The sequence below is a fragment of the Niabella agricola genome (assembly GCF_021538615.1).
In the GTDB taxonomy this organism is placed as follows: Bacteria; Bacteroidota; Bacteroidia; order Chitinophagales; family Chitinophagaceae; genus Niabella; species Niabella agricola.
The window spans coordinates 2,694,183-2,718,183 of record NZ_JAJHIZ010000003.1; the positions used below are offsets into that span (position 1 = coordinate 2,694,183).

At 46.6% G+C, this 24,001-nt stretch carries 20 protein-coding genes; 6 read left to right on the forward strand and 14 right to left on the reverse strand.

What is annotated here, in order from left to right; all coding sequences use genetic code 11:
• Positions 1-4: 4 nt before the first annotated feature.
• Positions 5-1,732, reverse strand: a complete 1,728-nt coding sequence (locus LL912_RS16705; protein ID WP_235554721.1) for a hypothetical protein — start codon at positions 1,730-1,732, stop codon at positions 5-7.
• Between the two features lie 34 nt (positions 1,733-1,766).
• Positions 1,767-2,918 carry an ABC transporter ATP-binding protein gene (locus tag LL912_RS16710; RefSeq protein WP_235554722.1) on the reverse strand — a complete coding sequence of 384 codons (1,152 nt, stop codon included), beginning with the start codon at positions 2,916-2,918 and terminating at the stop codon, positions 1,767-1,769.
• 45 nt (positions 2,919-2,963) lie between these two features.
• Here LL912_RS16710 and LL912_RS16715 point away from each other — a divergent pair, with 45 nt between their 5' ends.
• Positions 2,964-3,164, forward strand: coding sequence for a hypothetical protein (locus LL912_RS16715; protein ID WP_235554723.1), 201 nt, complete (start codon positions 2,964-2,966; stop codon positions 3,162-3,164).
• A 36-nt stretch (positions 3,165-3,200) separates the two neighbouring features.
• Here LL912_RS16715 and LL912_RS16720 read toward each other — a convergent pair whose 3' ends face one another.
• Positions 3,201-3,647, reverse strand: coding sequence for an MliC family protein (locus LL912_RS16720; protein WP_235554724.1), 447 nt, complete (start codon positions 3,645-3,647; stop codon positions 3,201-3,203).
• Between the two features lie 147 nt (positions 3,648-3,794).
• Between LL912_RS16720 and LL912_RS16725 the strand changes: the two genes are divergently transcribed.
• Positions 3,795-4,256 carry a viral A-type inclusion protein gene (locus tag LL912_RS16725; protein ID WP_235554725.1) on the forward strand — a complete coding sequence of 154 codons (462 nt, stop codon included), beginning with the start codon at positions 3,795-3,797 and terminating at the stop codon, positions 4,254-4,256.
• A 29-nt stretch (positions 4,257-4,285) separates the two neighbouring features.
• Here the strand turns inward: LL912_RS16725 and LL912_RS16730 are convergent, their stop codons facing one another.
• The 7 genes from LL912_RS16730 to LL912_RS16760 form a co-directional block, all read right to left on the reverse strand.
• Positions 4,286-4,894: an adenylate kinase gene (locus tag LL912_RS16730; protein ID WP_235554726.1), complete on the reverse strand. Its 609-nt coding sequence runs from the start codon at positions 4,892-4,894 to the stop codon at positions 4,286-4,288.
• Between the two features lie 368 nt (positions 4,895-5,262).
• On the reverse strand, positions 5,263-6,597 hold the full coding sequence (locus tag LL912_RS16735; RefSeq protein WP_235554727.1) for a DUF4302 domain-containing protein: 1,335 nt from the start codon (positions 6,595-6,597) through the stop codon (positions 5,263-5,265).
• An 8-nt stretch (positions 6,598-6,605) separates the two neighbouring features.
• Positions 6,606-8,027 carry a substrate import-associated zinc metallohydrolase lipoprotein gene (locus LL912_RS16740; RefSeq protein WP_235554728.1) on the reverse strand — a complete coding sequence of 474 codons (1,422 nt, stop codon included), beginning with the start codon at positions 8,025-8,027 and terminating at the stop codon, positions 6,606-6,608.
• A 24-nt stretch (positions 8,028-8,051) separates the two neighbouring features.
• Complete coding sequence (locus LL912_RS16745; protein ID WP_235554729.1) at positions 8,052-9,545, reverse strand: RagB/SusD family nutrient uptake outer membrane protein; 1,494 nt, start codon at positions 9,543-9,545, stop codon at positions 8,052-8,054.
• Between the two features lie 10 nt (positions 9,546-9,555).
• Positions 9,556-13,218, reverse strand: coding sequence for a SusC/RagA family TonB-linked outer membrane protein (locus LL912_RS16750; protein ID WP_235554730.1), 3,663 nt, complete (start codon positions 13,216-13,218; stop codon positions 9,556-9,558).
• 221 nt (positions 13,219-13,439) lie between these two features.
• On the reverse strand, positions 13,440-14,612 hold the full coding sequence (locus LL912_RS16755; protein ID WP_235554731.1) for a FecR family protein: 1,173 nt from the start codon (positions 14,610-14,612) through the stop codon (positions 13,440-13,442).
• 69 nt (positions 14,613-14,681) lie between these two features.
• Complete coding sequence (locus tag LL912_RS16760) at positions 14,682-15,239, reverse strand: RNA polymerase sigma factor (RefSeq protein ID WP_235554732.1); 558 nt, start codon at positions 15,237-15,239, stop codon at positions 14,682-14,684.
• A gap of 301 nt (positions 15,240-15,540) precedes the next feature.
• On the opposite strand from LL912_RS16760, the gene msrB reads away from it, so the two are divergent.
• Positions 15,541-16,101: a peptide-methionine (R)-S-oxide reductase MsrB gene (msrB, locus tag LL912_RS16765; RefSeq protein ID WP_235554733.1), complete on the forward strand. Its 561-nt coding sequence runs from the start codon at positions 15,541-15,543 to the stop codon at positions 16,099-16,101.
• A gap of 91 nt (positions 16,102-16,192) precedes the next feature.
• A complete protein-coding gene (locus tag LL912_RS16770) occupies positions 16,193-17,197 on the forward strand; it encodes an SRPBCC family protein (RefSeq protein WP_235554734.1) in 1,005 nt (334 codons plus the stop codon).
• Here the strand turns inward: LL912_RS16770 and LL912_RS16775 are convergent.
• The 3 genes from LL912_RS16775 to LL912_RS16785 form a co-directional block, all read right to left on the reverse strand.
• Entirely contained in the window at positions 17,178-19,877 is a 2,700-nt protein-coding gene (locus LL912_RS16775; RefSeq protein ID WP_235554735.1) for an alpha-L-rhamnosidase, read from the reverse strand. The genes LL912_RS16770 and LL912_RS16775 overlap by 20 nt on opposite strands.
• Positions 19,878-19,969: 92 nt before the next feature.
• Positions 19,970-20,980 carry a GTPase ObgE gene (gene obgE, locus LL912_RS16780; protein WP_235554736.1) on the reverse strand — a complete coding sequence of 337 codons (1,011 nt, stop codon included), beginning with the start codon at positions 20,978-20,980 and terminating at the stop codon, positions 19,970-19,972.
• A 111-nt stretch (positions 20,981-21,091) separates the two neighbouring features.
• Positions 21,092-21,529 carry an SET domain-containing protein-lysine N-methyltransferase gene (locus tag LL912_RS16785; RefSeq protein ID WP_235554737.1) on the reverse strand — a complete coding sequence of 146 codons (438 nt, stop codon included), beginning with the start codon at positions 21,527-21,529 and terminating at the stop codon, positions 21,092-21,094.
• Between the two features lie 399 nt (positions 21,530-21,928).
• On the opposite strand from LL912_RS16785, the gene pnuC reads away from it, so the two are divergent.
• Positions 21,929-22,534 carry a nicotinamide riboside transporter PnuC gene (gene pnuC / locus LL912_RS16790; protein WP_235554738.1) on the forward strand — a complete coding sequence of 202 codons (606 nt, stop codon included), beginning with the start codon at positions 21,929-21,931 and terminating at the stop codon, positions 22,532-22,534.
• On the forward strand, positions 22,531-23,610 hold the full coding sequence (locus LL912_RS16795; protein WP_235554739.1) for an acyl-CoA dehydrogenase family protein: 1,080 nt from the start codon (positions 22,531-22,533) through the stop codon (positions 23,608-23,610). Before pnuC ends, LL912_RS16795 begins: the two co-directional genes overlap by 4 nt.
• Positions 23,611-23,671: 61 nt before the next feature.
• On the opposite strand, the gene LL912_RS16800 is transcribed toward LL912_RS16795, so the two are convergent.
• On the reverse strand, positions 23,672-23,860 hold the full coding sequence (locus LL912_RS16800; RefSeq protein WP_235554740.1) for a hypothetical protein: 189 nt from the start codon (positions 23,858-23,860) through the stop codon (positions 23,672-23,674).
• Between the last annotated feature and the right edge of the window lie 141 nt (positions 23,861-24,001).

Sequence of the window (24,001 nt, forward strand, 5' to 3'; positions counted from 1 at the left end):
GCAATTACCGCTCCGGCAGGGCCCGCCATCTCCGGATCACCGCGGTATACAGCATCATAAAAAGAAATCCCAGCGCCAGCAGTACATAGTTCCAGTACACCCCTAATACCTCCAGGATGGTTGGATGTGCCTCGTATCCGCCTCCAGGCGGGTAGTCGCGCTGGTGCAATGAAATGATCAGCAGGATCAGGAGAAAATAGGGAACAATTCCAACCAGGGATATATTGATCAGGATGCCCTGTATGGATTTTCTGCGAAACCGGAATACAGAAACAGAACCCAACAGGATCATTGTGCCTACCGCAAACACCAGGTAAGCAATCGTTTTTTCACCCTGCCGGCCATTGGCTAATCCCAGTACCAGAACGAGCAGTGCGATGAGGATACCGATAACGGCAGCCGTAATACCCGAAAACAACAGCAGGCGCAGGTTGGTGATCCGGAAAGCAAAAAGAAGGCAAGCCAGTGCAAATGCAACCCAAATGGCCACATAAATAATCACATCAAATACCGAAAAATCAAGCACGTTTTCCATTCCTGTAAACAGCCGGTTCAGATCATAGGCATCAAAACAGTAGTTCATTTTATGTTTCAGGTAATACGGATCGTTATCCCTGCCGTTGCCGACAGGGGTAGCATCTGCAACCGCTGCTACATCCATCTCTGCACCCTGCGGGTTTGGAGAGAGCGCTTCCACACTGGAATTGCTGATAAAATAGGTTACCTTAAAATCCGTTGGATGATACATCAGCTTCAACCATTTTTCGGCTGTGAGATTTGTGCTGATCTTAAATTCCCGGGCAAACTCCAGGAAATTCTCCAGCAGCTTTTTAATTTCCCCCGGGTGGTTCCGTTGTAATAAATCATGTACTTTTTTATTCATCGCTTTCCGGCGATCGCCTTCCTGATAGACAGGCGTTTCCTCATCCGGGTAACCAATGCCGTCTCCTCCAAAATTCAACCGGCTGTAATTGTAAAACGAGGGTTCTGTGTTTACAAGGCCCGAAACATCCACTACGGCCTCCTTGTAGTACACCGTCAGCAGGCTATCCGTCAATGGCGCCCGGTTGATCTCCTTTTCATCTGCTGCCGTCGCATCTACCTGCCGGATCACTTTTTTTTCAACGGAGTAAAACTGGTATTCATCGTTATCGCGCGTGAGATAGGGTTTTGAAAAGTTAATGTTCCGCTCATTCGTTTCACAGTAAAGCGTATCAAAAGGCGCAGGATAACGTTTATTGTTAATGGTATAGGCGTCCAGGCTAAACGGAAGAAAGGCCGCGGCCAGGTTTGCCTGTTCCCGTTTTGTTTTCAGCCAGGATGCCGGGTAATGCTGCCCTACAAATTGTTTGTATCCTGCAATGTAAGAAATGTAAAACGTGGTTGCAACAACAAACACCAGAAAGTAGATAAAAAAGCTTCCAAACAACTGCCGTTTCCGGGTCGGATAAAAATTTTTGAACGCATTGTTGCGAAACAATACCAGCAGCCAAACTACCAGTATCAATACTGAAATAACGATACTGAAGAGCAGCGCCCCGTTTTCGATAAACAGTTCCGGCGCATTGTACTGTTTAAACAGTGCTGCATTCCGGAATGTATGGTATCCAAACAGGTAAAAACAGCCGTGTACCAGGGCACAACTGAAGAGCATCCAGTATAGTCTTGTATTCCAGAGCAAGGGATAACGCTCCAGGAAATAGTGATTCACACGTTGTATAAAATTTTTCATTTGTTTTATTTTATAGCATGGCTGCTGCTCCGGCTCAGGACATAAAAAGCCGGCGGGTAGAGGAAGAAATATCCCGGATATATACCAGGCGGCACTGACTTTTGCCTAATACCTCCAGTACACTCAAAAAGGAGGTCCCGGGTTTAAAATAAGCGATATATACACCGCCGTTATAAAGCAGCCGGTCCAGCGGCAATCCTTCAAGCGCCGCCTGTAATTCTGCTCTGGGACTATTGCAATCCATTTCAACAACCAGTGCTGCTGCTGCCGGGGCAACACCGGCTCCCGGGTCCTGGGTTTCTACCGGAACACCATTGCGCAGGAAGATTACCCGGTCCGATATTTTCTCTACCTCGTATAATTGCTGGGAACTAAGGATCAGCGCAATGGGATGATTAACCGAATCTGCAATGGATTTAAGATCTTCCAAGATCACCTGCTGGGCAACAATATCCAGGTTGGCCAGTGGTTCATCCAGCAACAGCAGCTCGGGTTTTCGCAGTAAGGTACGTGCCAGCTCAAAGCGCATTTTATATCCTGAAGACAATTCTTGCCATTTAAGATGCCGATATTTCCAAAGACCCAGTCTGGCAATCATCATCAGCACCCTTGTTTCATTTTCTGAAGCCGGCACACCATACGCCGTTAATACCAATTTGAGATTGTCTTTAAGACTTCCGTACCAGCGCTGCGTACGCTGTGGTATATAAACCAGTTGGGTACGAAGGTCATAGGTGTTACGTGCCTGATTACGGAAATGAAACCGGAGGCTGCCGCTGCTACAGGAAAGATCCTTTGCCAGGATACGCAATAAAGTGGTCTTTCCGTTTCCGTTCTCTCCTACCAACCCGTATACCTCCCCTTTCCGGATACTCAGCGAAACCGGCCCCAGTGCAAAGTTTCCACGGCCGTAATTTTTCCGGATATCCTCGGCCACTACTACCGGTGCTGGTGCCTCATATTCGGCTACAGGAATCCGGCTGATCATTTCCAGCAACTGCCGGCATTTCTGAATAAACAGCTCACTGTGCTGCTCGTTCCAATCTGCAAGTGCAATGGTTTCCCGGTAAATCGCCATATCCTGTGTATCCATGGCCAGGTCCATCAATTTACGGAAGCCGGGTACGGTGTCATTATTGGTGAAAAATGCAGCCGTTTCAAGTATGCGCGTTTGTGTTTTTCCCATATTTATTGTTTCAGCAACAGCTGTTATCGGCTAAAATAAGCCGATATGCGCATTTTCCAATGCCAGCTTTGTCATAAAAAGGCAAAAAAATATGTTAATGAATTAAAAGCCGCCCGGCTATTGCATTTAATTACGCGTTATTATAAACACCGGCAGCCGGCGGGTTTCCTGCACGGTCCGCGCGAAGCATCTGCGCCGCTGATCCTGTCTGGCTCAGAAAGCCAACCTTATATCACGGGCGCTTAGGATGTTCCTTCCTTGATGGTATGATTGCCAGCTTCCCTATTTCACTGCCTTATACACTGTTACCACATTATCTTTTTCCAATGTAGCTTCATCCGTTTTTACTTTCCAGGTAAGTTTTCCATTGGTATAGGTGGTGGCGCCTTTTTCTTTTTCGCCCTTCATCAGCTTAATCGTTTCTCCGTTTATCGTAAGCTCCGCCACACCCATATTCCCCGAATCGTGGTAAACTGCGGCAATCGTTTCCCCTTTATCGTTGGTATATTTTTTCTCGTTTTCATCCACCGTTGGCGCCGGGGTTCCGCTGCTGTCAACATTTGCCGTATTCACAATAACACTATCTGCAGGATCTGTAATCGGCGTTGCGGAAGGAAGGGCCTGCGAATCGCCTGTAGGAGGGGCTGGTGTGCCTTCCGCAGAAGGATTGTTGTTACAGGCCACTGTTATTGCCAAGGCCGCAGCCATGATCAGATGTTGTTTTTTCATATTGCTTTCTTTTTATTAAAAATCCAGAGGCATTGCTTCCTGCAAAGGCCCGGTTTATATTATTAGCTAATATACAAGAATCATTCCTTAACAAACCGGCGGGTCCGCCAACTATTCGTACCTTTGATTTTAAAATTTTTCTCATTCATGAAAATGCTGTTTTTCCCCCTGGCAATGGTCGTATTGATGGCCTGTGGAGAAGGGAACCGCCCCTCTTCTGCAGAAGCCGGTGAAGGCCCTCAAACACAGGCAGACAGTCTTTTGCAGGAAGTAATTGACGGTCATGATGTGGCGATGCCGAAAATGAAAAAACTTGAGCGGCTGATGAACGAATCAAAGGCTGCCATCGACTCTATTGGCAAATTATCGCCGGAAGCCCAAAAGCAACATGCTGCGTTAAAAACCAAACTGGAAGATGCGCTGGCAGCGCTTTCCAATGCAGACAAAACCATGCATGAATGGATGAATGGGTTCAAATACGATTCGCTGAAGGACAATGAACCCGAGCGAATCAAATACCTGCAAGATCAGAAAGCAAAGGTAGATGTAATGAAAAATGCCGTGCTCAACAGCATCAGCAAGGCCGACAGCGTGTTAGGCCATCAATAAAAAGGTCCGGTTTTGCCGGACCCTAATGCTTATTCAAACGCTTCCTGTTCCTTGCGTTGCCGTTCCAGAACCTTGTCGATCTGGGCGCTCAGGGCATTTGAAATATCTTCTACAGAACCCTCACCAGGGATCGCTTTAAATTTGTGCTGTGCTTTGTAATGCTCGGCAACCGGAGCAGTTTCGTTTTGATAAACGGAAAAGCGGTTACGGATCACCGATTCATTGGTATCATCCGAGCGGCCGGAGGTCTTCCCTCTTTCCAGCAGGCGTTTTACCAGTTCCTCTTCAGAAACCTCCAGGGCCAGCACACTATGGATAGCTGTACGTTTCAGTTCCAGCAGTTTATCCAGGGCCTTGGCCTGGTTAGCCGTGCGCGGAAACCCGTCAAACAAAAAACCGCCCGCATCTTTGTGCAGTTCCAGGCAGTTATCAATCATACCAATCACCACTTCGTCCGGCACCAGTTGCCCCTTGTCCATAAAGTTCTTCGCCTCGATGCCCAGGGGCGTTTTCTCGGCGATTTCTGAACGCAGCAGGTTCCCGGTGGAAAGGTGCACCAAGCCATACTTTGCCACCAACAGGTCAGATTGTGTTCCCTTACCGCTACCGGGAGGGCCGAATAAGATTAAATTAAACATTTACGCTTTTCTTTTAAAGTGATGCCAACAAATATAGCAAAGCTTGGGCAAAAACGGCCGATTTGAAGCATTTATTAAAAATTCTTAAAAACGAACATTGCCATTTCATGTTCCCGGAAGCCCTCCCCAAAACTGAAGTATTTAGAACTCAACGTATTATTGATTTTTATAACACCTTCGCTTGGTTGCCATTTTTAATACGGCCCGCGCGGATATCGCAACGGGCCGGGCTGTTTCTTCAAACAACTGAATATGCGCTATTGAAATCGGCGCCATTAGATGTTGTAAGCCCCGAATTTCAAAAATATAACAGCAGCGTAAAATACCTATATTCCACGCTGCTGTCAGTAGCTAATCAGATTATTAAATTAAACCAAATCAAACACGAGCACATAGGCCGGATTATTAACACTCGTAACCCGTCCGTAAACCACGCCGTTGCTAACAAAATAGTCAAACGTCACCTTGTTTTCTAACAAAAATTTTTGAATTGTTTCTTTACCCGGCTCGTTCATTAACTTGGCAACATATCCATCAGAAGCAGGACTTTTGAGCGTAAAGGTGTATTCGTTATTACTGTTTACAGTATAATCAAACACGATTGTAGTCGTCCACCCTGCGTTACCATTCTGATTACTCCAGCCTTCCACTTTTAATCGTTTATTTACATTATCAAAATTCAGGGTCAATGTACCATTCCCAAATGTATATCCGGTATACCCATTATCCAGATTGTTTACAAATTGGCCAATAATGGCGGTACCGAGCGCAGAGTTTCCCGGATCAATTTTTTTAAACTTAGCTTGCAATTTGTATTTTGGTCCAAGTAACAAATACAATGGGATGATTGGGGCTGACGCTGCTTGTATATCATATTTCTTTCCACTTGAATCTACCATGCTGTATGCCCCCGCAGCGGTTTGTACGATAGAAGTCACTTTTGTCCCCAAAACTGTAAAGGGGTAAGTAAAAAACAACCCGTCAATACTAAATGCAAATCCCGACGCATTTGCAGCAATGGACTGATCGGTTCTTACCGTCTGATAGGAAATAAGTTTTTTGGTATAATCATACGCAAGCGCAACCTTGTATGTTTTCCCTGCACTGTCTACATTAATAAAGGTAAAGGGATTGGTGGTATTGTATGCTTTATAATTTTGAATGGCGGACCCATATTCTCCATTATTATAAGATGCAGCATCTGCGGCACTTGCCTTGATCAGATACAGCGTGTTCATATACTTCCTCCCTTTGAGAATAACACTATCACCATTGCTTCTTAAGTATTCAAATTCCATGTCGCTTTGCAATCCTTCCCGGGCCGAACCGCCGTTGTTCGACGCGGTAGGATCCTGCAAAATACCGATGTAATTGTAGGTGTCAAATATCAACGTACTGTTGGAAATATATTGCACGCGATAGGTAGATTGTTTTCCGGTGGTGGCATATGTGTTATTCCAGTCCGAGAGCATGGTTACATAATCCTGGCTATCAAACTTCATATAAAATCCATAACCACCGCCATTGAGCGAAGTTCGTAAAAAGGCCTTCCATCCGTTAGCCGATCCGGTCAACAGGTTTTGCAATGCGGCATTCCGCTCCTTCATCCGCTGTTCCGGCAGTTGATCAAACACATAGTCCACCTTGGCTTTGCTGCAGGAAAATAGCAATGCGCCCAATAATATGTATAATAATTTTCGCATAGTTTCTATTATTTATAAGTTACAGGTCCATAGAAATAGTTAGCCGGTGTTCCGTTTACGTAAAACCCGGCAAAGGTTTTATACAGCGGATTTGTGGGTGTGACTGTTGCAGGTAAATAAGCGGCTATAAAGGTTCTGTTTGTTAGATAGGGCAGCATTACTTTTTCGAATGCAGTCAATCCAAAATTACCTCCGTTTCCATTATAATCTAAACCGCCAGACTGGGTTTTTGTAAACCGCGTTATGCCGGTTACCGGATCAACCGTATATGCCATATAATAATCCGATGCATAAACCGTGGTAGCCGTAGGTGAGGTTGCAAATGCAATTCTAAAGGTCATGGTGCTGGCGCTTGTAAATACAAACTGCAGATACCTGATGTCATACGTCGTTTGAGCTGCCCTGAATTCTGTTCTAAAATTAGAGTAGAGGGAATTGAATGCTGCAGAGGAACCATACGTGGTATAATGAGCGGCCGCGGTATCAACAGTAATCGTATTGACCTTGTTTCCTGCAAGCTGAAAAGGAAACTGCAATGAAATATCCTCCGGATCTTTTACACTGTAAATTCCTTTTAACTGTTTTTGGATCTCGGCTTGCAAAGCGTATATATCTACATTGAAATTATTCTTCATGTAGTCATATATAATCGCTTCTTTTTCCTTTAACCGCGTATACCCAACCGAACCACTCCCCAGTTTGTTTAGTATATTGCTATAACGGATGGGGCCTTCCACCAGCATGTATGACAGCATTTCCGCAAAATCTTCTGTAAAAGCGCTGCCACCGTAGGGACTAATAAATCCACGCGCATAGGCTGTATCAGCTTTTACTTTTGTCCAATCCGGATCATAATCCCCCGCGCTCACTCTTGCATAAGCAGGAGGAATGGGAATTGTTTGGTTGAGCGCATGTGTAAACTCATGATAGACCACATGTGTGTACCAGAGTACCAAATCAGGATCGGTGGGCGTGAACCGGTTCAAATCGTACAGTACCATGGTGCGTGCATTGCTGGAGGTACCCACGGTGGCACTGTTATCACTATTGTACTCCGGCGATCCAAACAATACCCATTCTTTATGAAAATAGGTTTTACCAAAATTATTTCCGGCTACTTTTTGGTACGGCCCGATGAAATTATCTAAAATCACTTGCATCATCGGCTTTATCTTATCCAGGTCTACCGGCGATACGTTCTTGAGGTCATCGCTTTGCTTGCTTCTTTCAAACCGGTATTGTACCAGTATGTTCCATGGAATGGTAAACTGCTGGTTCAGCCAGGTATCAATCTCATTGGTGGGCGTAATGTTCTGAGGATAATCGTTCATATCCACTTTTAAATTGGTATCGTCCTTCCGGCAACTGCTTATGGCAAGCAATGCCGCAACGACAACCACGCTCCATATATAATTTTCAATTTTTTTCATCCGTATAATATTTTATATGTTTTATTATCTTGGGTTGGGTTGCAAGCCACCTAACTGTACAGCATCATTCGGTATCTGGAATATCCTCCGGTTATCGTTGGGCTCCAGTGTTATGAATGATTCGGAATTGTCATTGGCGATAAGCAAATGCTTTATCGGCATTTTATACCGGATCATATCCCAATAACGCATGCCCTCATTCATAAAGGTCCAGCGCTTAAAATCGAGGATGGTATTCAGCACAGCAGTTTTATCATCTGCCTCCACGCCATTCACCTTATAAAAACCTTTGGCCTTCGCCAGGGTTACGGCCATTGTAGCAGGATTGTATGCGGTGAATTTATACCGGGCACACATATTCAGATCGGCCAGTGCCCCATCATAATTACCCAGTTGCAAATAAGCCTCTGCCCGGTTCAGCAAGGCTTCATCGGTGGTTAGCAACGGCATTTGCAGCATGGGATAGCCAATATTTGCAGCTGCATTGGTTACAAAAAAGAACTCTCTCAATTTACTGAGCGTATAATTGCCCGTACCATAGGTATATCCCACCGTATAAAATTTGGTTCCGGTTACATTTGGAGCTGTGTACCAGGAATAAACCGCAGGGCCAAATGTATACCTGTTTGCAAAGAAATTTGACCGTTGATAGCGGGAGTCCATTTCATGTACCAACAGGTTAAATTTAGCGTCGCCGTTGCAAAAGAAATTGGCATATGCAGTTCCATCGCTGGTCAGGCTTGCCGCGGCGGGATAATTTCTGATACTGCCGGTAAAATCCCCATTGGGCACCACCAGGTTGGCGTGATCAACTACCTTTTGCCATTGCTTTTTAAATAAATAAAAGCGGGCTGCAAAAGCATGGGCTGCGGCGGGAGTGAAATGATAAGCCGGCACCTGCCACTCGCCGCCACTTAAAAGCGGGATACCGGTTTCCAGGTCTTTTTCGATCTGCGCATACACCGAAGCAACCGTGCCCCTCCCGTATTTCACGAAAGGGTTGGTTTCTGGTGTCAGTACATACGGAATGCCCGGAGTATCGTTGGCGCCTTCCGGATCATAAGGTTTGGCAAAAAAGGTAACCAGCAGGAAATGGCTGAAAGCCCGCGCAACCAGGGCCTCGCCTTTATATGGGTTGGCAGAGGGGCCGATGTCATTTTTTGCAATAGCATCCAGGGCCTGGTTGGCAGCCGCAATTCCTTCGTAGGCGCCGTTCCAGAATGCGGCCGGAGTGTTATAACCGCTTTCTTCAATATCTTCAAATTTGTACAGCTGAGGCAAGGGATAGTCCAAGTTTACACTGGTGGCATTAGGGCCTTTATCGGAAACATTGTCCGAATACATTTCGCCCAGGGGCCCATAAGGTGCATTAGGATATGCCGTTGCTACCAGTTTTGCCACATTCGCAGCAGTGCTAAGCTCGGCCCTGTTATCCGGCGCTTTTTCCAGAAATTTTTTACAGGAAGAAGCGGAAGTAAACAGGAGACCGCAAATTGTAATTATAATAAGCTTGTTCATAGTCTAAAAATTATAAACCGATTTTTACTGAGAAGGTATACGCCCTTGGAATGGGCATGGCCACACCGCCATTGTTAAAAAACTCCGGATCTGCCCCTAACAACTTTTTGTCGGAATACAAAAGGACAATATTGTTCCCCACAAAAGATAACTGCATCGAGTTGAGCCCCATTCGCTGAGTGATGCTCCTGGGCAGCAAATAAGCGAGTGCCACCGTTTTCAGGCGGATAAAATCGCCTTTAGCAACCCGCTGATCAGAATAATTATATGCATTGTATGCATACGCCGGAGATACGGAGGTTCCGGTAGTGAGCCGTTTGAAATTGACACGCTGTAACGCATCCAGGATGGAAGGGATATTTGTTTTGTTTTCATCACCGGGCATGATCCACCGGTTGCCCATTTCCTGCGACATGGCTAACAGATCAGTGTACCGGTCTGAAAAAATGGGCTGCAACCTTACTTTGTTGCCGTAAGCAAATGTAAACAGGGCGGATAATGAAAAGCCTTTATAATCCAGCTTATTAAAATACCCTCCGGTAAACGTAGGATCTACCGGTCCTTCGTATTTCAGATACTTGGTCGTATTGTCCTGCAGATAAATATAATTGTCTATCGCTCCTGATTCATTAATATATCGGGGCGAGCCATTTGCGGGATCCAGACCTGCATATTTTATGGAAAACAATCCTCGTTGCGGATAGCCTTCCAGCGGGCCACCTTCGGCTCTTACCAGGGTCCAGATATTGGGGCTTATCTGCTGCTCTACAATTTCATTTTTATTAAAGGCAAAGTTCAGGCGGGTGTTCCATCCAAAATCCCCTGATTCTTTTGCCCTTATAATTTGGGCGCCGATCGTTGTTTCAAAGCCCTGCCCGCGCATCCTTCCATTATTTGCCGTTTTTGTTTTTTCACCCCCGATACCGGCATTTTTTACGCTGGTAATCAGGTCAAACACATTCCGGCGATAATAGTCTACGGTAAGATTGAGCCGGTCATTAAAAAAACCCAGGTCTGCACCCAAATCCAGTTCCCGCATTTTCTCCCAGGTCAGCTGATCATTGGCCAGGTCTCCGATATAAATCACGGCTTCCTTCTCATCAGTATTGGGACGATAAGCGATCCGGTTGTAGAAAACCGCATCTGTATTCGTGGCATTGCCAATATTCCCAACCAGGCCATACGTGCCTCTCACCCTTGCCGAACTAAGAAACAAATGCGCGGGGAAGAATTTTTCATTGGAGATATCCCAGGCTCCGGATATATTCCAGGTAGGCAGCCAACGTGCCTGCGGAGATTTACCCATCTTGTTAGAGCCGTCATAACGGAGGGTTCCGTTAAGACTGAAGCGGTTATCGAAATTATACGCCGCACGGCCCATGTATGCCAAAAACCGGTCATACGTGTAATACATCCCAAAGTAAGGGGCGCCGCTTTCGATTACCTTTTTAAAGTACAGGTAGTTAGGATTCACCAGGCCTCCATTGCCATATTGGTATCCGGCACCGTCATAGGCATAGTTCTGCCGGTCTGTAGACCGAAGCTCCATAGACCCAAAGAAATTAAAGGTATTACGTGCCCATTTTTTATCATACTCAACATTCTGACGGAAATAGTAATTTTTGATTTTATCTTCCACGGTATTTAAAAAACCGCCTTCCGGTAAAACGATCACCGGCAAATCATCATTATCCGGATTATCATACAGCCAGCGGTTATTACCGATCACCGAGCTATTGGAATATGCCCTGAAGGACTGGGCCATGTTGGAATTATCCAGTATATACTGCTGCCGCGTAGTTTGGGCATACCGGTAAGCTCCGTCTATTGAGTATTGCAACCCAGGTATAATCATATATTTAAAGCCTCCCTGAACTTTTATATCCAGCATTGAAAGCTTTAAATAATTATTTTCAACCTCGTTCAGTATATTAAATGGCGCCCAGTTCATCAGCATATAGTCCCGGTTCCCGTTCCCGTCATACGGTGTAATTAATCGGCTGGTATTTAGCGCGTATGAATAGGGGTTGATATCAAAGTCTCTTGAGTACTTCCCGTATACCGGATCCGACTGTCTGTTGATCACACCTGGCGTGCGCTGGTCCCGGATCGAAGAGGTTCCGATAAACTCAAAGCTTAATTTCTTGCTGATTTTAAAATTGGTTCTCATATTGGCCGTAAAGCGGCTTACCTTATCGGCAATAGTTTGACCATTGTCATTCATAAAGCTGGTTGAAAAATAATTCTGCACCCGCTCCGAACCTGATGCAACACTTACCGAATGCTCCTGCAGCAATGAGTTTTTGAACAATACATCAAACCAGTCAGTATTGGCACTTGCATAACGCTGTAAAAACCTGTTTTTATCCGCCATATCATAGCCGTTCTTCAGCGCCCAGGTTCCGGAAACGGAATCATAATCATACATTTCCTTATACAACTTATAAAAAACACCTCCGTTTTGCGGAGCGCCAAGACTGGCAGGCGTCAGGTAGCCCTTATTTTCCATCTCTACCATTACCCCCATCTGCTGCGCAGAGTTCATAATATCGAACTGGTTGTAAGAAGGTTTTATATAGGTAGTAAAATTGCCGGTATAGCTGATATTGGCTCTTCCCTGGGTATTGCGTCCCTTTTTCGTGGTAACTACAATGACCCCGTTCATCGCGCGGGCGCCATACAACGCTGTGGCGGCCGCATCTTTCAATATATTGAAAGACTCAATATCATCAGGGTTCAAACCCGCTACTGAAGAACCGATCAGGGTATTGGCATCACCCGTTGAAAGCGCCTCATTTGATATGTTTACCACATCTTCCAGAATAATACCGTCCACTACCCACAGGGGTTTGTTATCTCCGGAAAGAGAAGTAGCACCTCTTACTCTTATTTTAGGAGCCGCACCAAATGTACCCGATACGTTTTGAACTGAAACACCGGCAGCCTGTCCTTCCAGCATTCTTGAGATGTCGGGAACACCGTTGCGCTCCACGTCTTTTGAGTTCAATTTGGTTGCCGCCCCGGTAAACAGTTTACGGTCTACTTTCTGGTACCCGGTTTGAATGAGCACCTCTTCCATATCTTTTACCTGCTTTTCGAGCGTGATGGTAAAGGAAGCCGAGGTTACTTTATACTCCGCTGACTTAAACCCTGAAGCCGATATTTCTAAAACAGCGCCGATGGCTACATTGCTTAAATGAAAAACACCCTGGTCATTAGCGGTTACCCCCATCTTGGTACCTTTTACAACAATACTGGCGTTGGGGATGGCGGCTCCATCCTCACTTTTCACCGTACCCTGGATATCGATCACGCTTATTTCCGGAACTTTGACAGCCGCAACCGGGACATTGACGGCAACAGGCGGTGCTTCTTTATACGGCCTGGCGGTTACAAACACGGTCTTGTTTTCAATAACATATTGTACGGGCTGGTTGTAAAAAGCCTTGTTTAATACTTCTGTCAGTGGCATATTCCTGACGTTTAGCGAAACCAGCCCGGCCTTGTCGATCACCTGTTTTTTATAAAGCACCGTGTACCCGGTTTGCTGCTCAATAGCCGCAAACAATTTCCTCAGGCTCTGTTCCTGTCCGCTGAACGTTACGGTTTGGGAATACCCGCTGGCTCCTACTTCCATACATGCAATAAAAAGAAGAAAGACCGTCAATTTCATTATCAGAATCGTTTTGAAAAGAAGAGGCCGCCGGATGCGGCTCCGTGGAGAAAAATTAAAACTCATACATTTGTATCGTTATGGTTATACAATAAGAAACTGGATATGCTTATCTTTTCTGTTGATAATCATCGCTGGCTGTCCCTGGTGGTGCGGGGACAGCATTTTATTTTACAGCGCTTTTAAAGGCGGGTCTATGTCATGTTTGTTTTATGTTTTGGTTAATAGATAACAAGGGTTTTATTTTCCATCCGAAACCGGATTCCGGAGTCTTTAAAAAATTCAAGCACGCGCGATAAATTTACCCCACGGTTCAGCTTGCCTTCAAACTCTACCTGTGGAATCTTACCTTCATACGTTACGTCGATATCATACCAGCGCGACAGCTGTTGCATGATTTCTGCAAACGAAATATTGGAGAAATTGAAATAGCCCCGTTTCCAGGCCATTACCTGGTCGATATCAACATCCTGAACTTTTATGGGAACGTTTGCGGCCACAACGGATTGCTGACCCGGAGCCAATACCCTTTCGGCCGGGTACTGATCCGATTGCACCCTTACTTTTCCTTCAAGCAGTGTGGTTTTTACATCTGCGTTTTCGGGATAGCTGTTTACATTGAAACGGGTACCGAGCACCGTTATTTTTTGGTGGTTACAGGAAACGATGAACGGCACGGCCGACGGTTGTTTGGTTACCTCAAAATAAACCTCGCCGCTAATGCTTACTTCCCGTAATGGACCGGCAAAAGCGGTAGGAAATGAAATGGAAGAGGCGCTGTTGAGCCAGGCTTTCGATCCATCCGGCAACACCAGCTCAAATTGCCTTCCGCGGGGAGTAGACACGGTATGCTGTACCGGCCGGCCATCCGTTTGAGCATTATACTGGAGTCTGCCGTTTTTCAGTACGGCTTCAGCACCGCTTTCATCAGCAATCACATGATTTCCCAGGCTGTCCAACGCTACCTGGCGACCGTCCGACAATGTGAGCAGTGCGCCTGTAGTTCCCGGTTTTACATCCTGGAATACAACCTTGTCAACAGGAGGGAGCGATCCTTTCTGACTACGGGTATACCAAAAGACCGCACCAAAAATAATAAGGACAGAAGCAGCTGCAACCGCCGTCCATTTCGCCCAGATTACCCTGTTACGCCGTGCGCGCGCCGGTTGTTTTGAACCAGCCAGGATACGTTCCAGCATTTTTGCTGCCTTTTCTGGAGGCAGGTCTGTAGCGTCGTTGGTTTTATGCCAGGCCGCATGTACCAATTTGCGTAAAACCGGCTGCAGCTCCTCCCGCATGGCATACGAAAAAAGTTCCTGCCGTTCGGCTTCCGATAAGTCATGCTCAAGCTGCTTGTTAAATAGCTCGGTCAATCTTCCCGCTGCAGATGTCATTTTAAAGTGGTTTATCAATACTATGACGCCGGAACGGGAAGAAGGGAGTAGTGATTTCTTAACTTTTTTTTAATACTTTATTAAAAACAGGATGAGGAGGCTGTAACCGTTTGCAATTTCTTTACGTAATGTGCGCAGTGCTACCGACATATGTTTCTTAACCGTAAGTACGGTAATGCCCATTTTCCGGGCGATTTCTTCATGTTTCAGCCCAGCTTCGCGACTGAGCAAAAAAACAGAACGCTGTTGAGGACTTAACTGACTTATCAGGTCGATGATCTGCTCCCGCACTTCTTTAAAAACCAGCTCGTGCTCCGGATGCCGGGGACTGAACGTGTTATCTTTTAACTCTGCAAGGATCAGCGCCTCTTTTGCCAGGCTTCGAAAACGGCTGTAGGCCTGGTTTTGGGCCATTCGATGCAGATAAGCATTAAAATTTTCGATATGAGCAAGCCTTGCACGGTCTTTCCAGAGTTTTAAAAAAATGTCCTGCACGGAATCTTCTGCAACATCTTCCGAGCCGGTAATCCGGAGCAGGTAGGTATACATACGGGGCCTGTACGCATCAAACAGTTGCCGGAAAGCACCTTCATTGCCTTCTGCAATTAACTGAAGCCATTCTTGCATGGAAGCCGTATTCACGTCCTAAATTTTATGACAAAGTATGATGCTTTGGTTCTCATTATTTTAAGCGGGATTTTGCATATTGCATATCCACAAAAAAAATACTGATCAGTTTTTTGCTATTTTTTAAAAGGTTAAGATAGCCCTTTTTTATAAAATCCGGTCTCTTTTATTGACAATCAGCCGATCATCCGGGACCTTCCCTGCCTCTTTTTCAGAACCACTGGCCAGATTGCCATGCGTAAATCCGCTGCTCCGCCGGAAACCTTTTGCATTGTATCTTTGTTTTGTAATAAATGTCGCCATGAAATATGTACCGGTATTATTGATTACCATCAGCGTGTTATTTCAGCATTGCGGCTATTCTCAATCCAGGCCCGGCTCCAAACCGGATTCAATCAATATGAAAAAAGAAAACAACCCCGTATACTCCCGCTCCGATAGTACAAAAGTCAACCTGACTGAAGACGAATGGAAAAAAATACTGCCCGCAGAAGTATATTATATCGCCCGGCAAAAGGGAACGGAGCGTCCCTGGACCAGCAAATATGAGACATCGAAAGAAATTGGTACTTATTATTGTGCTGCCTGCGGCAATCCTTTATTTAAGAGCGATACCAAGTTTGAAAGCGGGTGCGGCTGGCCCAGTTTTTACGAACCCATCAGTAAAACCAGTGTTATTTACCTGGAAGACCGCTCTCATGGCATGGTTCGCACTGAGGTAGAATGCGGGCGCTGTAAAGCACATCTGGGCCATGTATTCGAAGATGGCCCGCCCCCTACAGGCCTGCGTTATTGCATCAACGGCGTTATCCTGGATTTTGAAAAAGCGAAAAAAGCAGAGGAAGGGTATAAAAAGCAATAGTATCCCTGTACCTGTTCCTGTATAAAGTTTACGTCCTCCAAAGAACCACCACAACAGGTTAGTAGCTATTTTTGTGCGCAAAAGTATACGCATGAAATTTGTCAGAGGTATTCTCCTGTTCCTGATCTTTGTGGTGATTTCATTATTCACCCTTTCTTTTTTTGCCCCGGATCAACAAACGGTTACCAAATCAATTGTCATCCATGCCCCGGTAAAAAAAGTATATGATCAGATGGTCCTCCTGCAAAACTTCAATAACTGGTCGGTTTGGGGCCAGTCCGATTCCACCATCCGTTATACTACAAATCAACTGCCGGATGGGCAGGTGGGTACCACGGTTATGTGGGAAGGAAACGCACTGCTGTCCGGAAAAGGAAAAATTGCTTTAACCGGTCTCCTGCCCGAAAAACAGATCACGCATCACATCAGTTTACAGGAACCTCAAAAATTTGAAGCCGATTCCCGCTTCGATCTAAAGCAGCAGGATGACCAAACAACGGTTGTTACCTGGACCTTTACGCTTCCTTCAAAAAAGCCCTGGAATGTGTTCAATATCTTTTACAGTCTGGAAAAGGAAAAAGGCGCTGAGTTTGACAGGGGATTACAGGCGCTGAAGCTGATCATTGAAAAATCGCCGGTCAAAGACCGGAATACACCCCAGGTTACCACGGGTTATTTTCAGCTTACCAATTACGTGGCCATTAAACAGCGGGTGCTTTGGGCCGACCTGCCCAGCTTTTTTACCACGCATTTTCACCATCTGGAACATTATACGCTCAAAGACAGCGTTACGTCCCCTCTGCGCGTGGGTCTTTTCTATAAAACGGATCAAAAGGAGTTGCAAAGCGATGTGGCAGCCGCAGTGGAGATCCCCGCCGGATTTCATCCCCAGCTGCAAACGCCCGAAGAACGGATCAGCCTGCCTGCATCCAAAACCATCGAAGCAACTTTTAAAGGCGATCAGGCCATAAAAGACCTGGCTTATAAAACCCTTGACAATTATGTAGCCGCCAAACAGCTCAAAGTGAAAACGCCGGTTATTGAGCAATACAATGGAAGGGACTCTACTACGCGGATTATTTACCTGGTAGAGTAAACCGGTATTTACCCGATCCGGTTTCAATTTTCAGGTATCCGTCTTCTGATCCAAGTTCTTTGATCTCCTTTACTGAAGACAGCGGCTTACCGGATTCTGTAACACCACCGGCATCCTTAACCGGAAGATATACCGTTGCGCGGGTATTGGCGGGCACTTCTACATCCATCACAATATTGCCATCCGTTACTTCCCAACCAGCTTTTGTAAGGCCATAGTAGGTTTTTAAAGATGCGGCAGCCTGCTTAAAATTACCCCCGATATGCGGTTTTACTTTTATATGCTTGTAGCCAACACCGTCCTCTTCGGTATCCAGCCCCACCATTTTCCGGTACATCCAGTCGCCGATAGCCCCGTATGCATAATGATTATAAGAGTTCATAGAGGGCGTTTGAAAACTGCCATCCGGCTTGATGCCATCCCAGCGCTCCCAGATGGTAGTGGCTCCCATTTTTACAGGGTACAACCAGGAAGGATAGCTCTCCTGTAACAACAGGGTATACGCCATATCCGTATAACCAAAACGGGTGAGTACATGACAGAGATAGGGAGTTCCCAGAAACCCGGTTGTAAGATGATTGTTATAGCTTTTGATATTTTCAACCAATCGTTCTGCCGCCTGTTTCCGCAATGCTTCGGGCAACATATCAAAATGCAGTGCCAGCACATATGCGGTTTGCGTGCTGGATACCAGCCTGCCGGAAGGTGTCAGGTATTCCTTTACAAAGGCCGCTTTTACGTTCTGTAATAATTGCGTATAAGCAGCAGCATCAGAAGTGTAGCCCAGTACAGTAGCTGCATTGATCAGCAACTGCACCGAATGCGCATAAAAACACTGTGCAATCAGGTATTTATCGGTTACTGCAGACCGGCCATCGTTATCATCACCGGGACGGTAGAACAGCCAGTCCCCAAAGTGAAAACCCGTGTTCCAGAGATCATTCCTGGTGGTTTTACGAACGCTTTCCACATAGTTTTTCATACTATTGTACTGTGCCGCCAGGGTACGCTTGTCGCCATAAGCCAGGTACAGCTGCCAGGGAACAATGGTAGCTACATCGGCCCAGCCGGCACTATTGGCGTTATTGCCCAGCACATTGGGTATTACGTGCGGCACCCGGCCATCGATCTGGTCTGCCTCCAGGTCTTTTAACCATTTTGTAAAGAAATTATTTACACCCATATTAAAGGACGCTGTACGGAAGAAGGCCTGCGCGTCGCCCGTCCAGCCCAGCCGTTCGTCGCGTTGTGGGCAATCAGTTGGCACATCTAAAAAGTTCCCCTTTTGTCCCCACTGGATATTGTGCTGCAGCTGGTTGATCAGCGGATTAGATGTGGTAAAAGTTCCGGTCGGCTCCATATCCGAATAAAATGCAATGGCCTCAAAGTTTTCGGGAATCACCGTGCCAGGATACCCTTCTACTTTAACATACCGGAATCCCTGCCAGGTAAAATGCGGATGAAAGGTTTCTGTTTCTCCGCCTTTCAGCACGTAAATATTCTGTGCTTTTGCCGCTCTCAGGTTTTCTGTATAAAAATCACCGGCCTTGGTCAGTACTTCTGCATGCTGCAGCTTTATGGAATCTCCGGCATTTCCCCTTGCCTTTACACGCACCCAGCCAACCAGGTTTTGCCCAAAATCCAGCACGGTTTCACCAGCAGGCGTTTTGAATACTTTTACGGGTTTGAATACTTCCTGCGCGGAGATCATTTCATTATAGGTAGCCAGCAGGTTTGCTTTATCAAAGGAAGCTGTTTTTACTGCGCTCCAGCTGGCATCGTTGTACCCCGCCCGCATCCATCCGGTTTTATCCTTACGGGCATCAATGGTTTCTCCGTTATAGATTTCCGAATAGGTAATGGCTCCGGTCGAAGATTTCCAGGAGCCGTCAGAAACCACTACTTCTTTTGTTCCGTCCGTGTAGTCGATCTGAAGTTGCAGCAATAACGCGATGTCTTTACCATAAAAATTGTTATGGTTGGTATAGCCGATGGTACCACGGTACCAGCCGCTTCCAAGGGTAACCGCTAATGCGTTGTGGCCTTGCTGCAACAGGCGGGTAACATCATAGGTTTGGTATTGCAGTCTTTTTTTATAGGAGGTCCAGCCGGGGGTAAAATGGGCATCGCCTACGCGGTTTCCATTAACGGCTGCTTCATACATGCCGTGGGCTGTAATATAGGCCGTAGCACGGGCAATTTTTTTTGCAATGTTGAATTCTTTGCGCATGAGGGGACTGGGCCGCATGGTGGCATCTTCCTCATAACCCGGCGTAATCCAGCTGGCCTGCCAGTCGGATGGCTGCAACAGGGCCATTTGAAAGCCCGCCGTACGGCTCCATGCTGAGGCTTTCCCGCTATTGTCCCAAACCCTTACCTGCCATTGGTATTTTTCACCGCTCTTTAAGGCTGCACCTTTATATGTTACATGTACGGAGGAGTCAGAAAGCACTTTACCGCTACTCCATACATTGCTTTTATTAGTTACCACACGGATTTCGTAAGCGGTTTGCATTACATTACGCTTACCGCTTTCCAGCTGCCAGCTAAACCGGGGCTGCAGTACATCCAGTCCAAGGGGATCGACCCTGTTTTCGGTACGTAGGTTTTTTACTTCAGATTGTGCCGTTGCGGTAAGCGCACAGGCGCAAAGGGCAAGCACCAATAATTTCTTGTTCATGAGCAAGCTTTGTAAATGTTATCAACACATCGTTGCTCCGAAAGTACAATGAAATGACTGGTGAACCGTCCTGTACAATCCTGAACTGGCAGTTATTGCTGCGGTTCGGACGTGGTGTTTAAGATTTCCCAGAGCTTGTCTTTTAACTGCGTCAGCCCCTGTTGAGCTACCGAAGAAATAAACAGGTGCGGAATATGCTCCGGCATTTCGGCACTGATGGCTGCCTTGAGCTCATCATCCAGCATATCGCTTTTCGAGATAGCGATTAAAAATTGTTTATGCAGCAGCTCGGGATTGTACCGCTCCAGCTCATGCATCAGTATATCAAATTCTTTCCGATGATCGGCGCTGTCGGCAGGAATTAAAAACAGCAATACTGGATTACGCTCAATATGACGCAGGAAACGGTGTCCCAGTCCACGGCCTTCTGCAGCTCCTTCAATGATCCCGGGCATATCGGCCATACAAAAGCTACGCCCATCGCGGTATTCCACAATGCCCAGGTTGGGTGTAAGCGTAGTAAAAGCATAGTTTCCAATCTTGGGCTTTGCGGCGGTGATCACGGAAAGCAGGGTCGATTTTCCCGCATTAGGAAAGCCTACCAACCCTACGTCTGCCAGCACTTTAAGCTCCAGTATCTTCCAGCCTTCCAGTCCCGGTAAACCAGGCTGTGCATAGTCCGGCGCCTGGTTGGTGGGTGTGGCAAAATTGGCATTCCCTAATCCACCTTTCCCGCCGGGCATCCAAATGATCTCCTGGCCATCCTCCAGGATCTCGGCCTCTTTTTCACCGGTTTCTTCATCCATAGCAATGGTACCCAGCGGCACTTCAATCACTACATCTTTTCCGCTGCGGCCGGTGCAATTGTTATGTCCTCCGTTTTCTCCATTCTCTGCCAGAATATTTTTATAATAGCGCAAATGCAGCAGGGTCCACAGGTTCCGGTTTCCCTTTAAAATAATATGGGCACCTCTCCCACCGTCGCCCCCGTCGGGGCCGCCCTTAGAAGTAAATTTGTCGCGCAAAAAATGCTTGATGCCCGCACCTCCATGTCCGCTGCGGCAAAATATCCGTATCTGGTCTACAAAATTGCTTTTTTCCATTGTTCTGCAAACAAAGATAACAGCATTCCCTTAGAAGTCAGGAATGAAAAAACAAGCGCTGTAATCAACACAGGACAGATTGGTATCGACGTGTCTTTTAGGAGGCTGATCTTACCGTTTGGATTTTTCCTTTTCAGCCTGGCGGTCAAACCGGATATTCTCCCTTACCTGTTTCCAGTATTGTGGTCCGTAGGACACAAAAATTTCGCTGCCCGCCGGAATATCAGTTTTCGCTACCAGGAACACCCGGGTGCCTTCTTCTACGTACTCGGCGTTGTTCCGGATTCCTTTTACGCGTTGCAATCCCGCGGCATCGTTGGCATAACGTCCAAAAGATTTTGGGTGCTTACTGGCATCAATCACAGCATCATCATTGATATGAAATATATACCCGTTATCAGCATCATCCGCAACCTCCTTCCAGGTCAGCAGGTCACCGGTATATTCGGTAACAATTTCTTTTTTGGCTATGGCAACTTTTGTAAACAGACCCTTACCGGCATTAGGAAGGGTAGAAGTTTTCACAAATAAACGCTTCGACGATGGCATGTAAAAAAATTAAGCGGAGCGAATATATCACAAATCATTGCGAAAGTTTAAAACAAGGGGAAAATTATTTTCAGTGCGGCCTGCCTCCGGATGCAACATCCCGGTGTGCAGCACAGCACCGGCTTTCCGCCAACTTGCGGCGGCGGCTGGGGATATAGCAATACCTGGTAGCAACCGGCCGGTATCGACGATCTGTTAAACATCCCGCTACTTCCGGCTTTTTGCTTACCTTCACGCCATACGGGGTGCCTTTCCCGCAGGTAGCGGGATGAAATCAAGGCTGAGAATATACCCATTGGATCCGTTTAAACGATGCGATCCAGGAACCTGATCCGGGTAATGCCGGCGTAGGAAAGAGCAGCTTTTCAGCCCTGCCCCTGTATGTTATGTTTTAAAGCTATGGCAAACTGGATCAGTGTTTTTATTGAACAGATCAGGGGTACCAGTCTCTTGGAGTGGCTGGGCGCTGGCCTGGGCGCTGCAGAAGTGCTGCTGGCAAAAGCCAACAAAGTTTGGCTGTACCCGGCGGGTATTCTTTCTGTACTTATCAGCATTTATATCTTTCTTACGGAAGGACTGTATGCCGAAAGCGCTCTGAACCTGTACTACCTGGTAATGAGTATTTACGGATGGTGGTTTTGGGTATTTAAACGGTCTGTGAAACCGTTGCCTGTTACCCGGGCCACAAAACAAGAATGGTATACGACCCTGTGGATTGCATTGGGCGGATTCCTGGTGCTGTATTTCGTACTCCGGTATCTTACAGATTCCACGGTGCCGGTAATGGACGCATTTGTAAGCGCTACGGCCTGGGCAGGGATGTGGCTGCTGGCAAAACGAAAACTGGAAAACTGGATCCTGCTCAATATCAGCAATGCGGTGGCAATTCCGCTTTTGTTTTATAAACAGCTTCCACTGTATGCCCTGTTAACCCTTTTCTTATTTATCGTGGCGATCTTCGGCTTTCTGGAGTGGAAACGCGGGCTTGAAAAAACTGAACAATGATGGATCAGAAAACAGCCATGCAATTGGCGCATTTTATAAAAGAGGCCGACCGGCAGGCCTGTCTTACGCCGGAACAACTGGAGATTATTTATCGTGAGAAATGGTTCCGGCTTTTTGTTCCCAGGTCGCAAAACGGACTGGAACTCAGTCTGCCGGAAGGACTAAGAATTGAAGAAGCCCTGGCAAAAATCGATGGAAGCCTGGGCTGGACGGTTACACTTTGCAGTGGCGCCACACAGTTTACCGGTTACCTGCCGCCATCTCTTACCGATGTCATTTTCAAAGATCCGGCGGCTTGCTTTGGAGGCAGCGGGGCCCTGACGGGTATTGCAAAGGAAACTTCTGACGGTTATATAGTAACAGGTTCGTGGAAATATGCTACCGGCGCCCCGTATTGTACCCATTTTACCGCAAACTGTACGATTGAAAAAGACGGGCAACTCCTTACCGATGAGGTAGGTACCCCGGTTTACAGGTCCTTTTTATTTACCCGGGAGGAGGTTGCCATTCAAAAAGACTGGGATACCATGGGGCTGAGAGCAACCGCCAGTGAGCGTTTTAGTGTAACGGACTTATGGGTTCCCTGGGAACGCAGCTTTCGCATCCAACCGGAAGCCGCCACCCTGGCGGGAATTATTTACCAGTATCCCTTCCCGCAATTTGCCGAAGCTACCCTTGCCGTTAACAGTCTTGGAATGGCCCGGCATTTCCTGGAAGCGGTACAAAAATGGATCCAGCCAAAACTCCGGAAAGAAATCCTGCACGCCAGTTCTGTGAACCAGGCCTGGCAAAAATGGCAGCTGGCGGATGGTTTCCTGCAAAAATTACGCGGACAGTTTTATGCCGCCGTGGACGACTCCTGGGAACTGTTGTCAAAACAGGGATCAGTTCCGGAAGCACTGTTGGTGCGGGTTTCGAGGCAAAGCCGGTTGCTGGCCCGATTTTCAAGGAAAATGGTTGCCGACCTGTATCCTTACTGCGGAGTGAATGCTACGCAAAATGGTACGGAGCTCAACCAGGTATTCCGGGATATTTTTACGGCGAGTCAGCACCTGCTACTAAATGCCCCGGCATAATATAAAAAGGCTCCTCCCGGAGCCTTCAAAAGTATTAAAGGACGGTTTGTTTTAACGGAGCTTAAGACGCGGACTGCAGATTGTTGGGGGTAGACTGCTTTTTAAGGTTGGCCAGGCCATCCTTAACTTTGTTTCCAAGATCGGATACCTTGCTTTTTACATTTGCCTTTTGCTCCGGCGTCATTTTATACCAGGCGGCAACAGCTGCCAGTCCCAGGGCCAGAAGCCCGTTTCTTGTATTCCTGTTCATTTTCGAATATGTTTATACAGTTAATGAATACCTATACCCCTCAAAAAACTATGCCACAGTTCCGGAACAGGATACCGTCACCGGCAAATTGCTGTTAAAAAATGCGGAACTTTTTTCAAAGTTACCTGTTTTAATACATGT